This window comes from Klebsiella sp. CN_Kp106, assembly GCF_040064575.1.
Lineage (GTDB): Bacteria > Pseudomonadota > Gammaproteobacteria > Enterobacterales > Enterobacteriaceae > Klebsiella > Klebsiella michiganensis.
Genome location: NZ_JBEAIG010000063.1, coordinates 1 through 14317 on the forward strand (window position 1 = coordinate 1; position 14317 = coordinate 14317).

At 57.8% G+C, this 14317-nt stretch carries 12 protein-coding genes; 3 read left to right on the forward strand and 9 right to left on the reverse strand.

The window, feature by feature from the left end; all coding sequences use genetic code 11:
- Window positions 1-98 precede the first annotated feature (98 nt).
- The 4 genes from ABLU96_RS21295 to ABLU96_RS21310 all read right to left on the reverse strand — a co-directional run bounded on the left by ABLU96_RS21295 (window position 99) and on the right by ABLU96_RS21310 (window position 6285).
- A complete protein-coding gene (locus ABLU96_RS21295; RefSeq protein WP_064405261.1) occupies window positions 99-3173 on the reverse strand; it encodes an efflux RND transporter permease subunit in 3075 nt (1024 codons plus the stop codon).
- Complete coding sequence (locus ABLU96_RS21300; protein ID WP_032749614.1) at window positions 3170-4318, reverse strand: efflux RND transporter periplasmic adaptor subunit; 1149 nt, start codon at window positions 4316-4318, stop codon at window positions 3170-3172. The genes ABLU96_RS21295 and ABLU96_RS21300 overlap by 4 nt, the downstream gene beginning before the upstream one ends.
- A gap of 78 nt (window positions 4319-4396) precedes the next feature.
- Window positions 4397-5593 carry a HAMP domain-containing sensor histidine kinase gene (locus ABLU96_RS21305; protein WP_064405259.1) on the reverse strand — a complete coding sequence of 399 codons (1197 nt, stop codon included), beginning with the start codon at window positions 5591-5593 and terminating at the stop codon, window positions 4397-4399.
- Window positions 5590-6285, reverse strand: a complete 696-nt coding sequence (locus tag ABLU96_RS21310; RefSeq protein ID WP_049071411.1) for a response regulator — start codon at window positions 6283-6285, stop codon at window positions 5590-5592. The genes ABLU96_RS21305 and ABLU96_RS21310 overlap by 4 nt, the downstream gene beginning before the upstream one ends.
- Window positions 6286-6407: 122 nt before the next feature.
- On the opposite strand from ABLU96_RS21310, the gene ABLU96_RS21315 reads away from it, so the two are divergent.
- Window positions 6408-7196, forward strand: coding sequence for a MipA/OmpV family protein (locus ABLU96_RS21315; RefSeq protein ID WP_064405257.1), 789 nt, complete (start codon window positions 6408-6410; stop codon window positions 7194-7196).
- Window positions 7197-7311: 115 nt separating this feature from the next.
- Entirely contained in the window at window positions 7312-7605 is a 294-nt protein-coding gene (locus ABLU96_RS21320) for a YciI family protein (RefSeq protein ID WP_014838068.1), read from the forward strand.
- 50 nt (window positions 7606-7655) lie between these two features.
- Here the strand turns inward: ABLU96_RS21320 and phoH are convergent, their stop codons facing one another.
- The 4 genes from phoH to efeU all read right to left on the reverse strand — a co-directional run bounded on the left by phoH (window position 7656) and on the right by efeU (window position 12249).
- Window positions 7656-8444, reverse strand: a complete 789-nt coding sequence (gene phoH / locus ABLU96_RS21325) for a phosphate starvation-inducible protein PhoH (RefSeq protein WP_014228807.1) — start codon at window positions 8442-8444, stop codon at window positions 7656-7658.
- A gap of 509 nt (window positions 8445-8953) precedes the next feature.
- Window positions 8954-10234, reverse strand: a complete 1281-nt coding sequence (gene efeB / locus ABLU96_RS21330) for an iron uptake transporter deferrochelatase/peroxidase subunit (RefSeq protein ID WP_064405255.1) — start codon at window positions 10232-10234, stop codon at window positions 8954-8956.
- A 4-nt stretch (window positions 10235-10238) separates the two neighbouring features.
- Window positions 10239-11366, reverse strand: coding sequence for an iron uptake system protein EfeO (gene efeO / locus ABLU96_RS21335; protein ID WP_025106254.1), 1128 nt, complete (start codon window positions 11364-11366; stop codon window positions 10239-10241).
- A gap of 52 nt (window positions 11367-11418) precedes the next feature.
- Window positions 11419-12249, reverse strand: a complete 831-nt coding sequence (gene efeU / locus ABLU96_RS21340; RefSeq protein WP_064405254.1) for an iron uptake transporter permease EfeU — start codon at window positions 12247-12249, stop codon at window positions 11419-11421.
- A 272-nt stretch (window positions 12250-12521) separates the two neighbouring features.
- Between efeU and ABLU96_RS21345 the strand changes: the two genes are divergently transcribed.
- Window positions 12522-13706 carry a nucleoside transporter C-terminal domain-containing protein gene (locus ABLU96_RS21345; RefSeq protein ID WP_064405426.1) on the forward strand — a complete coding sequence of 395 codons (1185 nt, stop codon included), beginning with the start codon at window positions 12522-12524 and terminating at the stop codon, window positions 13704-13706.
- 101 nt (window positions 13707-13807) lie between these two features.
- Here the strand turns inward: ABLU96_RS21345 and ABLU96_RS21350 are convergent, their stop codons facing one another.
- Window positions 13808-14242 (reverse strand): DUF3574 domain-containing protein, encoded by a 435-nt coding sequence (locus tag ABLU96_RS21350; protein ID WP_025106253.1) that lies wholly within the window; start codon window positions 14240-14242, stop codon window positions 13808-13810.
- Between the last annotated feature and the right edge of the window lie 75 nt (window positions 14243-14317).

Below are 14317 nucleotides of genomic sequence, written 5' to 3' on the forward strand. Positions count from 1 at the left end.
CTCACCGCCATATTTTAAGAAGAGCTCGTACGCAAGTACGGGCTTTTTTTTTCGCCTGTTGCACCCCGACCGGGGTCGCCCCCGGCCATCCAGTGTTATTAAGCGGCGGGACGTTTTTCCCGGTATCCTCCCCTCTCCAGCAGCAGGCTAAAGGACGCCGGCAGCACGGTTAACGTGACGAGCGTCGCGACAATCAGCCCGCCAATGATGGCATACGCCATCGGTCCCCAGAATACCTGATGAGAGATGGGGACCATACCCAGTATCGCGGCGCAGGCGGTCAGAAATATCGGCCTGGCCCGGTGCTCTGCGGCGGTAATAATAGCGGCATCGCTTTCCATGCCCTGAGCCTGATTGCCGTCGACTTCAGTGATAAGTATCACGGCATTGCGGATAATCATCCCCGCCAGCGCGATGACGCCGAGCAGAGCCACAAATCCCATTGGCGTGTCGCCCGGCAGCATGGCCATAACAATCCCCGGCAAGCCGAACGGGGCCATGAACAGAGCCAGCAGCATACGAGAATAGCGCCGCAGCTGAAGCATCAGTAATAACAGCATAATGCCGAGGGTGACGGGTAAAATATTCAATACCGAGCTGTTGCCTTTTTCGGACTCCGCGACCACTCCGCCTTCGACAATGCTGTAACCGGTGGGTAAACCCGCGCGCAGTTGATCCACCGTCGGGCGCAGACCGTTCGATACGCCTTCTGCCCGCATTCCCGGCGCGAGGTCGGTTTGTACGGTGATAAACGGCAATCTTTGCCGACGCCAGAGCACCGGATCGTCCACTCCCCAGGTTGGCGTGGCCACCGCGCTGAGGGGAACTTTTTCTCCACCGCGCCCCTCAACCGTCAGCGATGACAGGGTGGCAAGATTCAATCGCTCGCTGTCGTTCGCCCGCAGCACCACATCAACCAGCCGGTCATTGTCTCTCAGCGATGTGACCGTCGTGCCTGACCAGACGGTATTAAGCGTCTGCGCCAGGCTCTGCGATGACACTCCCGCCGCCCGCGCGGCAGTCTGGTTCACCTGCAGGACGATGGTTCTCTCCGGCTCGCCGGCGGTCTGGTTTACCTCCCGGGTTAACGGCGAGCGCCCTATCGCCTCGGCCAGACGCCCGGCATACTCTCTGACCTTGAGATAATCCGGCCCGCTGACCCGGTATTTGATCGGCCAGCCCACCGGAGGCCCTAGCTCCAGAGGCGAAACGCGCGAGGTCAGATCGCTGAATTGCGTGGTCAGCAGCGCGTTTAACTGTTCCCGCAGGCGGTCGCGGGCGGCCAGGTCTTTCGCCACCACCACCAGCTGCGCCGTATTTTCATTATCCAGCAGAACATCCATCGGCAGATAAAAGCGGATGGCGCCCGCCCCAATATAGGTCGAATAATGGTCAATGTTGCGATTCCCGGCGAGCGCCCTTTCCAGCCTCTCCGTTTGTTTCTCCGTTTCCGTCTGCGAAGCATTGGCCGGAAGCGTCAGGCTGACCAGCAGCTCCGGGCGATCCGATGAAGGGAAAAACTCCCCCTGCATAAACGTGGTCCCGTACACCGACAGCCCCAGCGCGGCCAGCGCTATTCCCAGGGTGGCAAGCCGGTGGCGCAGCACCGTACGCAGAAGTCGTCCATATCCCCGCGCCATGCGGCCCGGGCCTGCGGCACGATGTTTCAGCTTTTCCGGCAGCAGCCACGTTCCGGTCAAAGGGGAGAACAGAATCGCCACGACCCATGAATTCAGAAGCGCCATCAGCACCACGGCAAACAGCGAAAAGCAGTATTCGCCCGCGCTGGATGAGGCAAAACCGACGGGAATAAACCCGGCAATCATGACCAGCGTACCGGTCAACATCGGAAATGCCGTGGTTTGGAAAGCGTACGTCGCCGCCTGCCGTCGCGTATCGCCGGCCTCAAGCCGGGATACCATGGTTTCCACGGCGATCATGGCATCATCCACCAGCAGCCCTAGCGCAACGATCAGGGCCCCGAGAGAGATGCGCTGTAGACCAATGCCTGCCAGCAGCATCCCGGCAAAGGTCATCGCCAGCACCAGCGGGATCGCCGCGGCCACCACCAGCCCGGCCCTTAATCCCAGCGAGACAAAAGAAACCGCCAGCACAATCAGCACGGCTTCCACCAGTACCCGGACAAATCCGCTTACGGCGCCGCTGACCACCGCCGACTGGTCAGCCACTTTAACTATTTCGATGCCGTGCGGCAGCCCGGCGCCGATGGCGCGCATTCTGTTATTCAGCGTCTCGCCAAAGCGCAGCATGTTGCCCGTCGGCGCCATGGAAATCGCCAGCCCGACGGCAGGACGTCCGTTGACGCGAAACGCCGCTGAAGGCGGTTCGGCCGCACTTCTTTCAATCGTGGCAATATCGGTCAGGGGAAGATAGCGATCGTTGATGTGCAGGATGACGGCGCGCAGGCTCGCTTCGCTCCTGAGGGCCCCGCTGACGTTTAGGGTGATATTCTCCTGCCCGGTGCGCAGGGTTCCTGCCGGCACCACCGCATTCTGGGCCTTCAGAGCGTCCGCAACCTGCTGAATGGTAAGCCCCATACCGGCCAGCCGGGCGGGCGAAAAAGCGATGACTATCTGCTCCTGCGGCTCGCCAAGGAGGACCGTTTTGCCGATATCCGGCACGGACATCAGTTCACGGCGGATCGTCTCCACCCGCTGTCGCACCTCTTCAAGGCTATATCCGTCAGGGATAAATCCGTAAATGGTGCCGTACGTGTCGTCAAACTCATCGTTCACGCTCGGTCCCTGCGCGCCTTCCGGCAGCGATGGCGCAATATCCTGCATTTTTTTGCGGATCTGGTACCAGATCGCCGGGACGTTGTGCGCCGGGGTGTCATCGCGGAGATTAATATAGATAACCGTTTGCCCGGCTCGGGTTTCACTTTCGATATAATCGAGCCAGGGCGTTTCCTGTAATTTTTTCTCCAGGACATCCGTCACCAGATGCGTGGTATCCGTTACCGACGCGCCCGGCCACTGCGCCGAGACTACCGCCGTTTTGATAGTGAAAGCCGGATCTTCATTTCGCGACAGCAGCGTATAGCTGAGCGAACCGATAACCATAATCAGCAGCATAAAGAAACTGACCATTTGCGGGTTTTCCAGCGCCCATGCAGAAAGGTTAAAGCGATTTTTTGACGGCGCTATTTTCACGGCAGCCTCTCTCCGGCGACGACTTTTTCGCCCGGGCGCAGTTTGCTAACGCCGGCGGTAATAACCCGATCGCCGGGCACAAGGCCGGAGGCGATGATCGCGGAAGAAGCCGTGTAGCTGGCGAGAACGACAACGCGCAGCTGCGCCTGCATCTGCGGGGTAATCACAAAGACGGCCGGTTTATCTCCGCAGCGGCTCAGCGCAGAAGCCGGTATGGCGTACCCCGTCGAGCCTGATGACGGCAGCCTTACCGTGACGCTGGCGCCCAGCGCCATCGCGGCGGGCGGTTTCTTGAGCGTTGCCCTGACGCGCCATGTCCGGGTCTGGGGATCGGCCTGTGGGCTAATATCACGCAAAACAGCATAGGCCTTCACCCCGGCATCGCTGAGCAAAGCAACCTGAAATTCTTCCGCCCTTTGCGCCTCAACCTTAGCGGGATCCGGGATATCAAACACCACATCGCGCGCCTGACCCGCCGCCAGCGTCACCACCGTCTCTCCGGCGCTGACCACCTGACCGGGAGAGGCGCTGACCGCCGTGATAACCCCCTCACCCGGCGAAGTAAGACGCGTCCAGCCCAGGCTTTCCCTGGCGTTGCGCAAAGCGGCCTCGCTGCTCTTCACCCGGGCGCTGGCGACCAGCCAGTCCGCCTGCGCGCTGTCCAGCTGAGAGCGGGCGATTGCGCCCGTGGCGATGAGCTTCTGCATCCGGTTAACGTTCAGCGCGGCGACCCGGGCGGTCGCTCGAGCGCTCTCATCATCAGCCGTCGCGCTGTCCAGCTGATTTCGCGCGCTGGTCTCTTCAAGCGTCGCCAGCAGCTGCCCGTAGTTGACCCGATCGCCGACATCCACCGCGCGCGTCAGCATCCTGCCCGCCGTACGAAAGCTCAGGGCCGTCTCATCATGCGCGTGGATTTCGCCCGTTCTTTCCAGAGCGGGAAGCGTCGCCGGGGAACCCACCACCACGTAGCGCACCGGGCGGGCCGGCGCGGGCTTTTCGGCGCTTTTATCGCCGCAGCCCACAAGCGGTACGATCATCAGGATCAGTACGATCGGCGGCAACAGCGCAAACCAGGATAGCGTCCGTTCTGCGCCGAGCAAAGCGTACACGCACTGACGAAGGGAAAGAACTAACTCATATAACATAACGCCACTCCGTTCGGGAAATGGCGCCATTACATGACACATTCATCGAGAATGGCTCGACGTTGTGTCAAGGGATTATCAAGGCAGGCTGTTTTCTTCTGCGGCGGGAGCGTACGGCAGAACAACGCGAATCTGCAGGCCGCCGCTCGCCGGTAGCGACGCGCTGATGCGCCCCCCGTGCGCCACGCAGATAGCGCGCGCAATGGATAATCCGAGGCCGCTGCCGCCGGAGTGTCTGGCGCGGGACGCCTCCTCGCGGGTAAAACGTTCAAACATATCCGGTAAAAAATGCCTCGCCACGCCGGGCCCGTCATCGACAAAATCAATAGTGTAAGCGCCCTCGCCGCGGCGCAGCGTAATTGCCAGATGTCCCCCCCTGCGCCCGTAGCGTACGGCATTTTCCATCAGTACGCTAAATACCTGGCCCATGCGAAAAGCATCGCCGCGGAAGGGACAGGACGGCGATGGCTGAATGGCGATCGTCACGCTCTGCGCGTCCGCCTGCGGCGTTAACCATGCGGCTCGCTCCTGAAGGAGCTCATCCAGACAAAATGGCCGCTCATCGAGCACCAGATTGCCGGCATCCGCCAGGGAAAGCAGATGCAGCTCATCGGTCAATCGATTCAGATGCTGGAGTTGTTTCATCACCATCTCCAGCTGCTGCGGCTGGGTATCAAAAACGCCATCCAGCATGCCCTGCAGACGGCCAATCGCCGCCGTCAGCGGGGAGCGAAGCTCATGCGCCATCGCAACATGCGAGGCGCGGAGTTCTTTATCATAGCGGGCCAGCTGGCCGGTCATTTTGTTAAAGTCGGCAGCAAAGCGGATCATTTCCGCTGGCGCGTCCTCAATCAGCTCCGCCTGGCGGCCAAATTGCCCCCCGGTGACGTCCTTCGCCGCATCACGAAGACGGCTGAACTGCAGCGAGAGCGGACGGGCGTAGCGGAGCCCCATGACGACAATGAAGGGGATCATAACCAGCACCAGCACCGCCACGGTCACCCAGTCCGCCGAGGCGATAGAGGGCGTGGAATAGCTCAATCCCCACCAGGTATCGACAATCTGATGAAAACGCGCCGGGTTGGCCTCCGGATTGCGGCTGAGCGCAACGAATTCCTCCCGCAAAGCGGGCGGCATTTTGTGCATGATCCAATAGTTCTGCACGGCGAAACGCAGCCACATACAGGTGGCGATAACCATTACGCTGCCGATGGCCAGCGCCAGAATGCGCCCGCAAATCCAACGCCAGAGAGAGGAGTGACGGGTTTTCATCATGGCTGTCTGAACCTGTAGCCCACGCCGCGAACGTTGACTAACACCCCGGATACCCCCGCCCCCTCCAGTTTTTTACGCAGGTTATAAATATGCGTATCCACCACGCGCTCAAGCGCTTCGCTCTCAGGAAGGCAGCGCTCCAGCAGATACTGTCGCGAAAAGGGACGGACGGGGGCGCGCATCAGCGTAGCCAGAAGCGAAAACTCGGTCGGGGTAAGATCGAGAACGTGGACAGGTTCCCCCGGATTGCTGACGGTCGCGACGATGGCAGCGACGTCCACCTCCAGCCCCTGCCAGCGCAGAATGTCTTCCTGCGTCTCCGCTTTGCGGCTCCGCCGGAGCACGGCCTGAACTCGCGCCACCACTTCGCCGGGATGATAGGGTTTCACCACATAATCGTCGGCGCCATAGCGCAGCGCGCCAATACGATCGGGCATATCCCCCATCGCGGTAACCATAATCACCGGCACATCGCTTTTCCGCCGCAGGCTGGCCAGCACCTCGGTGCCGTTCAGCCCGGGCAGCATCACGTCCAGCAGAATCAGATCGGGTTTCCAGCGCTGCGCCATATCCAGCCCAGCGAGGCCATCCACGGTGACCGCCACATCATAGTTTTCCCGGCGTAAATAGGCCTCAAGAACCCCGGCCGCATCGGCGTCATCTTCAATTATCAACACTCTTCTGGACAACATCTGTTCACCTTGACCGTTTCTTAACACTATCCCGACCGTTCATTGATTCAGCAAAACCATACTGCACCGGCATTCTGCGGCGCGTCCTTATCGGCGGCGCCCGCGTCCACGTGGAGAACAGTATGATAGCCAGAAAAATTTCGCCGTATATGGTCGTGCCGTTTTTAATGGCGGTAACACCCGGCGCGCGTGCCGATGAAGCCGCCGCGCCTTCCGATGGGCTGACTATCGGGGTGGGCGGAAAATACGCGCCTCGTTACAGCGGCTCTGACAAGCAGAGTTGGCAGGTGGTTCCCGTACTACAGGGGCGGAAAGGCGCTTTCTTTATTGATAGTCAAAAAGGCATAGGCTATGACCTGGCTGGCGACAGCGGTCTCTACTTCGAGCACACGCTCGGTTATGACCTCGGGAGAGCGGAAAAAAACTCAGGCTGGCGCGATGGGGAAAATACGCTGAAGGGGATGGGTAATATTAAAGCCACCATGAATACCGCCTTCGCCGTCGGCTGGTCGGTCACGCCGTGGCTCACCGTTGAAGGTAAGGCTACGCTTCCCCTTACCGACGCCCAGGGCGTGCATTATCAGACCTCCGCAACCCTCCTGCTGCTCCAGAACTCGCAGGACACCGTTGCCTTACAGTCCGCCGCGCTGTTTGGCGACGGCCGGTACGCCAATACGTTTTACGGGGTCGATCAACGGCAGAGCGCCCGTTCCGGCTATCGCCCCTATCGCGCACCCGGCGGATTTTACGGCATCGACAACGCGCTGACCTGGAGCCATCAATATGACGAGCATTGGGGTTCCACGCTCAGCGCCGGCTATACCTGGCTCGGAGAACACGCCGCTGACAGCCCGATAGTCTCACGGCGCAATGAAGGTTCCGTGACCGCGGCAATCACCTGGACATTTTAATCGATCCCGCGCTCGTCCAGACACCCACCGCGTCAGTTGATTAAAAAAACCTGAAGCGCTGTTCACGTGAATGATAAGCTTCTGCAGCGTTACATTTAAATGTTAAGGAAGGAAAATGAGCACCATTGCCGTTGTTGTTCTGACTTACGTTAAACCGCTTGATCAGGTAGACGCTCAGCTTGCTGCGCACGTGGAATGGCTTAAGCAAGGCTATGCTGACGGAATATTTCTCGCTTCGGGGCGTAAAATCCCCAGGTCCGGCGGCGTGATTCTGGCTAAAGGCGATGATATGGATGGGCTGCAAAACTGGCTGAGCCAGGATCCATTTCAGCAATCGGGCGTAGCGAAAGTCGAGATCGTTCCTTTTGAAGCCACGATGGCCGCTCCCTCACTGCAGGCTCTTCTGTAGTGCAGCAAAAACAAAGCCCGGTCACCCGGGCTTTGCAGACGCAGAAGTACTCAGTAGTAGGCTTTCAGCGCGCGCTGGCAAAGCGTTGAGCGCACGCAATCATCGGTTGTAAAGCGCACAATACCCACCATCTCATCCTCTTCAAAACGCGCCAGCGCATCGGTCAGACCCGACCGTACGCCTGAAGGTAAATCGCACTGGGTAATGTCGCCGTTGACGATAACCGTCACGTTCTCCCCGAGGCGGGTCAAAAACATCTTCATTTGCGCAGCGGTCACGTTCTGGGCCTCGTCCAGAATCACCACCGCATTTTCAAATGTACGTCCGCGCATATAGGCGAACGGCGCGATTTCCACCTTGCCGATTTCCGGACGCAGGCAGTACTGCATAAAGGAAGCCCCTAGCCTTCTCACCAGCACGTCATAGACCGGTCGGAAATAGGGAGCAAACTTCTCGGCGATATCTCCCGGTAAGAAGCCGAGATCTTCGTCGGCCTGCAGAACGGGACGGGTAACAATAATTCTGTCCACATCCTTATGGATCAGGGCTTCAGCTGCTTTTGCCGCGCTAATCCAGGTCTTACCGCACCCGGCCTCGCCCGTGGCGAAGATCAGCTGTTTATTGTCGATGGCATTCAAATAATGCGCCTGAGCGTCATTGCGCGCTTCGATTGGCGATGCGTCGCGGCTATCCCGCGCCATGCCAATGGCTTCTACGCCACTCATTTGCACAAGCGATGTGACCGATTCTTCTTCGCGCTGCTTATGGCTTCGCGAATCCTGTCTCAGCACACGTTTGGCCTCACGACGAGCTCTGGTCACTGCTTTTTGTCTTCCCATGGATAGCACCTTGCGTTGTTGGTTTACATCACACGCGCCACGATCGACGCGATTATGCGCACTAACGATTGAGGTTTGGCTTCCTTGTAAGCCATTGCTTGCCTGACGAATTGGCAGAGGGTCACGGCTACGCGCACCGGTAACCTTGCCTGGGTTCTGGTTTTCTTTGATAGAGGAGGAGGATTTTGCGGTGTGAAAATCGCGGCCGGAAGTTGGGCTCCCGTGCTGATAAGTACGGTCTGGGGTTTGACGTTTTCCGTTACAGCAATCGGGCATTCGCGATCTCCATAATGAAACGAGACTACTGCCGAGAACTACCGCGCCTGTAATAAGTACATCAGAAATAATTCTAAGCGCAACTTATTTTTCACACACAGACAACAAATAATTCTCATCGCAGCTGAGGAGAGTTTCCGACTATAAGATTACAGAAAAATGAAACAAGGCAGGAAATACAAAAAATGAATGGAAAAACAGCAGAAAACGCCCTGCCCTTGCGGGCAGGTACGTCAGGCTTCGAGCAGCGATTGCCCGAGATAATGCCGATCGTCGATAACCCCCGGCAGAACAAAGAAATAGCCGCCGCCAATGGGCTTCACGTACTCCTCCAGCGCTTCTCCATTCAGGCGCTTTTGCACCGTCAGGAAGCCTTTTTGCAGATCGTGCTGGTAGCAAACAAACAGCAGCCCCATGTCCAGCTGACCGGAATTGGTCACCCCCAGCGAATAGCTATAGCCCCGGCGCATCATCAGGCTGGATTCGGTTTCCGGGGTACGCGGGTTCGCCAGACGAATATGGCTATCAAGCGCAATGGTATCGCCGTCAGGGTCTTTGCTGTAATCCGGGACATCGTGCTCGTACTGCATCCCAAGCGGCGCGCCGCTCAGTTTATCGCGGCCAAAAATAGTCTGCTGCTCTTTCAGCGGCGTGCGATCCCAGAACTCAACGTGGAACTGAATAATCCTCGCCGCCTGATAGCTGCCGCCCGTCGCCCACGCTGGCTCTCCCTGGTCGACGGTGACCCACACCACTTTATCCATTAGCGCCTTATCGGTGCTCACCGGATTCGCGGTGCCGTCTTTGAAGCCCAGCAGATTCACCGGCGTCTCTTTACCCTTGCTGCGCGCGGCGCTGTCGGAGATAAACCCTTCCCGCTTCCAGCGCACGCTGAGCAAATCCGGGGTGTGCTTAATCACATCCCGCAGGGCGTGAATCACCGTATCCTGGGTGTTGGCGCAAATTTGCAGCAGCAGATCGCCGTGGCACAGCGCCGCATCCAGCGAATCGTTCGGAAAACGCGTCATCTTTTGCAGCCTCTTCGGCGCATGATTAGCCAGGCCGAAACGCTCGTCAAACAGCGAATGCCCCACCGAGACGGTGATCGTCAAATTATCCGGGGCGATCCACGGCCCGAGAATGCCTGAGTCCATCGGCGGCAGCCGCGGGTTCGGCGTCTCCGGCGCGGGACCGCCTTTGGTCAGAAAGGCGATACGCCGGGTCAGCAGGCGAAACAGCCGCTCAAGGTCCGCTTTATCGCTGGCCAGCACATCAAAGGCGACAATCATCATCGACGCCTGCTGCGGAGTCAGCACTCCTGCCTGATGTGGACCATAAAACGGCTGCGCTTCCTGACGCGCATCCGGCGACACCGTGCCCGGAGAGCTATTGTCTTTTGCCGCGTGCGCCACCGGGCAGCCGCCGGATATCGCCAGCGCGCCGCCAAGCGCGCCGATCCCTTTTAACAACCGCCGCCGGGACGGTTGATTAACATCATATTTTTGCTCAGCCATCGCCTTAGTCCAGACCCAGGATCCCGCGCAGCTGGGCCAAATCTTCCGCCAGCGTGGTGATCGGGCCTTTCAGCGCGTTACGATCGGCATCCGTCAGCTTGTCATAGGTCTCAAAGCCATCTTTGGTGCGGTATTTGCTGAGAATGGCGTCCACCTTTTTGAAGTTGGCATCCACCTTCGCCAGCAGCGCGCTGTTCTCTTTTTGCAGCTGCGGACGCAGCAGGTCGACGATTTTCTGCGCGCCGTCAATGTTGGCCTGGAAATCCCACAGGTCGGTATGGCTGTAGCGATCTTCTTCTCCGCTGATTTTGCTGGCGGCCACTTCTTCAATCAGACCGGCCGCGCCGCCGACCACTTTTGACGGCGGGAACGCCAGTTCGCTAATGCGTTTTTGCAGCTCGAGAACGTCAGCGTTCAATTGATCGGCATAGTTATCCATTCCCTTGACGCTGTTATCGCCAAACAGCGCTTTTTCCAGCCGGTGGAAGCCGGTGAATTTCGGATCTTCGGCTTTTTTCTCGTAGTCATCCTCGCGGGCGTCAATGCTGCCATCGAGATCGGAGAACAGTTCGGCGATCGGTTCAATACGTTCATAGTGCTGGCGCGTCGGCGCGTACAGCGCTTTCGCCTTCTCGATATCGCCCGCTTTCACCGCATCGGTAAAGGCTTTCGTGCCGCTAACCAGCTCCGCGGTCTCGGCGCTAACCCAGGCTTTATAGGCGGTAATGGCTTCACCCAGGCTGAGCAGCGCATCGGCTTTGGCAGCATCTTTGGTCGCCTCGCCGGTCACCGTCAGTTTGCCTTTCGGGTTAGTCAGCAGGCCGCAGGTCATATCATATTCACCCGGCTGCAGGTTGGCCGTCAGCTTTTGCGTAAAGCCGGGGGCGATATTCTCCCGCTCTTCCACCACCATCACCCCTTTCAGAATCTCCCACTCCAGCGCTTTCTGGCTGTGGTTCTGAATGATGAACTGGGTTTTACCCGCCTTCACGGTGACGTTCATCGGCTCGCACTGTTTGTCGGTGACGGTCACTTTGACCTGCGGAATATCGGCCGCCTGGGCGTAAAAAGCCGAGCTGAACAGCGCAGCAAGCGTAAGCTGCAGCGCATTACGACGAAAATGATTCATCATGACCATCCCTTTCGATAAGTATGTTGTCACTATTGCAATCCGCGATGCCCGACTACGCTGCCCGGGATGCGGTGGTTTTTTTACCCGGCGGCGAGACGTACAGCACCAGCGCCGGGATCAAATAGATAAAGTAGACCGCCACTTCGCTGACGGTCGGCGTTTCCTGATAGCCGAAGATCCCTTCCAGCAGCGTGCCGAATAGGGTGTGCGTCGAAATGACGTTGCTCAGGTCGAAGGCGACCGCCTGGAAATGGTTCCATAGTCCGGCCTCATGGAAGGCGCGGATAGCCCCCGCGGCGAGGCCTGCGGCCACCAGTAAAATAAACAGGCTGGTCCATTTGAAAAAGACGGCGAGATTCATGCGGATGCCGCCCCAGTAGATCAGGAACCCTAAAACGATGGCCGTCGCCAGACCGAGCATCGCGCCGATGGGCGGCCAGATTCCGACATCCTGCTGGAAAGCGGCGAGCAGGAAGAAGACCGATTCCAGGCCTTCACGCGCGACGGCGAAAAAAACCATCATCACCAGCGCCCAGCCGTGGTTATTTCCACGCTGGAGGGCATTATCAACCGCCTGCTCAAGCTGCTGTTTGACGTTGCGCGACACCTTACGCATCCAGAACACCATCCAGGTCAGAATGCACACCGCCGCCACCGCCACGATGCCTTCGAACAGCTCCTGCTCGCGCTGCGGAAACTCGCCGGTGGTTTCGTTGATAAAAATTCCGAGGCCCAGGCACAGCGCCGCCGCAAGCAGCACCCCAATCCACATGACGCCAATCCAGCTACCGCGCTGGGTGCGTTTCAGATAGCTGGCAATCAGGCTGACAATCAGCGCAGCTTCCAGGCCTTCACGTAACATGATGAGAAATGGGACAAACATGCCAACACCCTTAAATGTGAACCGCAGTCAACTGATGCAAAGATAGGTAAATATTTATGATAGTGATTATCATTACAATAATCAGAAACACAAGTGAAATGTGGAGTGAATGATGACGATTTGTAAATCAGTCGCGAACAAATAATGACTTGCGCGATTATCTCGCAGCCCAGGCCCCTCGGGCAGGAGGACGGGATTTTTTGCGCCAGATATTTACCCGGCTGCCCAGCTGTGGCTAAATGGCGGCCTTATTGACCTGCGAAATAAACGACATGACTCAATTCTTGCACTTCCTGCTGGCGCTGGTGGTTATCCTCGCCCTTGCCTGGCTTGCCAGCTACGACCGTAAAAAAATCCGCATTCGCTATATTATCCAGTTAATTATTATTGAAGTTGCCCTGGCTTTCTTTTTTCTCCACGCCGAAAGCGGCCTGTGGCTAGTGAAAAATATCGCATCCTTTTTTGAATCACTGCTCGGCTTTGCCGCCGAAGGCACCAACTTTGTATTTGGCGGCATGAGTGAAAAAGGGCTGGCGTTTATTTTCCTTGGCGTGCTGTGCCCCATTGTCTTTATCTCCGCGCTCATCGGTATTCTTCAGCACTGGCGTATTCTGCCAATTTTTATTCGCCTGATTGGCACCCTGCTGTCAAAGGTTAACGGTATGGGTAAGCTGGAGTCCTTCAACGCGGTCAGTTCGCTGATTCTCGGTCAATCAGAGAACTTTATTGCCTATAAAGGCGTGCTCGGCGATCTCTCTTCCCGCCGCCTGTTCACCATGTCGGCCACCGCGATGTCGACGGTGTCGCTCTCCATCGTCGGCGCTTATATGAGTATGCTCGACGCGAAATACGTCGTCGCCGCGCTGATCCTGAATATGTTCAGCACCTTTATTGTGCTGTCGATCATTAACCCGACGCGTCCGGGCAGCGAGGAGGAGATCAAGCTTGAAAAACTGCATGAATCCCAGAGCTTCTTTGAAATGCTCGGTGAATATATTCTGGCCGGTTTTAAAGTCGCGATGATTATTCTGGCGATGCTGATTGGTTTTATCGCCTTAATTAGCGCCATAAATGCCCTGTTCGCCACGATATTTGGCCTGAGCTTCCAGCAGATCCTCGGCTACGTCTTTTATCCCCTGGCGTGGCTGATTGGCATTCCGCTTAGCGATGCGCTGAACGCCGGGAGTATTATGGCGACGAAACTGGTGGCCAATGAATTTGTCGCCATGATTGAGCTGCAAAAAATAGCCGCCAGCATGACGTCGCGCGGGCTGGGAATTTTATCCGTGTTCCTGGTTTCCTTCGCCAACTTTGCCTCTATCGGCATTATCGCCGGGGCGATTAAAGGCCTGAACGAGCAGCAGGGGAATATCGTTTCCCGCTTCGGCCTGCGCCTGGTGTATGGCGCAACGCTGGTCAGCCTGCTCTCCGCCAGCTTTGCGGGGCTGGTACTGTAACCGAAGCGCGTTTGGCCTGTTACCCCGGGGTAACAGGCCCGCGTAGCTATGTAGCCCGGGTAAGGCGTTAGCCGCAACCCGGGAATATCACCTGATTCAAATTAAAAATGTACGCAGACCGGCTGGTCAACGCGCATCACCGACTCCTGAGCAAAGCGTGATTTATAGGTCGTGCGCAGCGCCTCAATCCCCTCTTCGCTCTTCTCATCTTTGCCGTGAATCAGCATCAGCGCTTTGCTCTGCTCGCGCGCCACGGTACCGTCATTGCCCAGCCACTGCCCGCGCGCGTCAAAGACCGTCAGGCCATCGCGAAAGCGCGGCGTCACGTCGCGGTCAACGAACTGCTGCCACTCCTGCGCGGTAATATCCTTCCCGGCCGGACGGCTTAAGCCGAAATAAAGCGTGGTTTGCACCATGGCGTTATCCGCCGGGCAGGCGTTAGCGTCCGCCGCCGGAGCCCTCTTCGCGGCGGGCGCTACGCAGCCGCTTAATATCCCTGCCAGTACCAGCGCCACTGCACCCTGTTTGAAACTCATTTTGCTACCCTCATTGTTATTTGTGCTGAGATATCAGCGTATTTTCAAGCCATTAGCAAGAGGCATAAATAACAA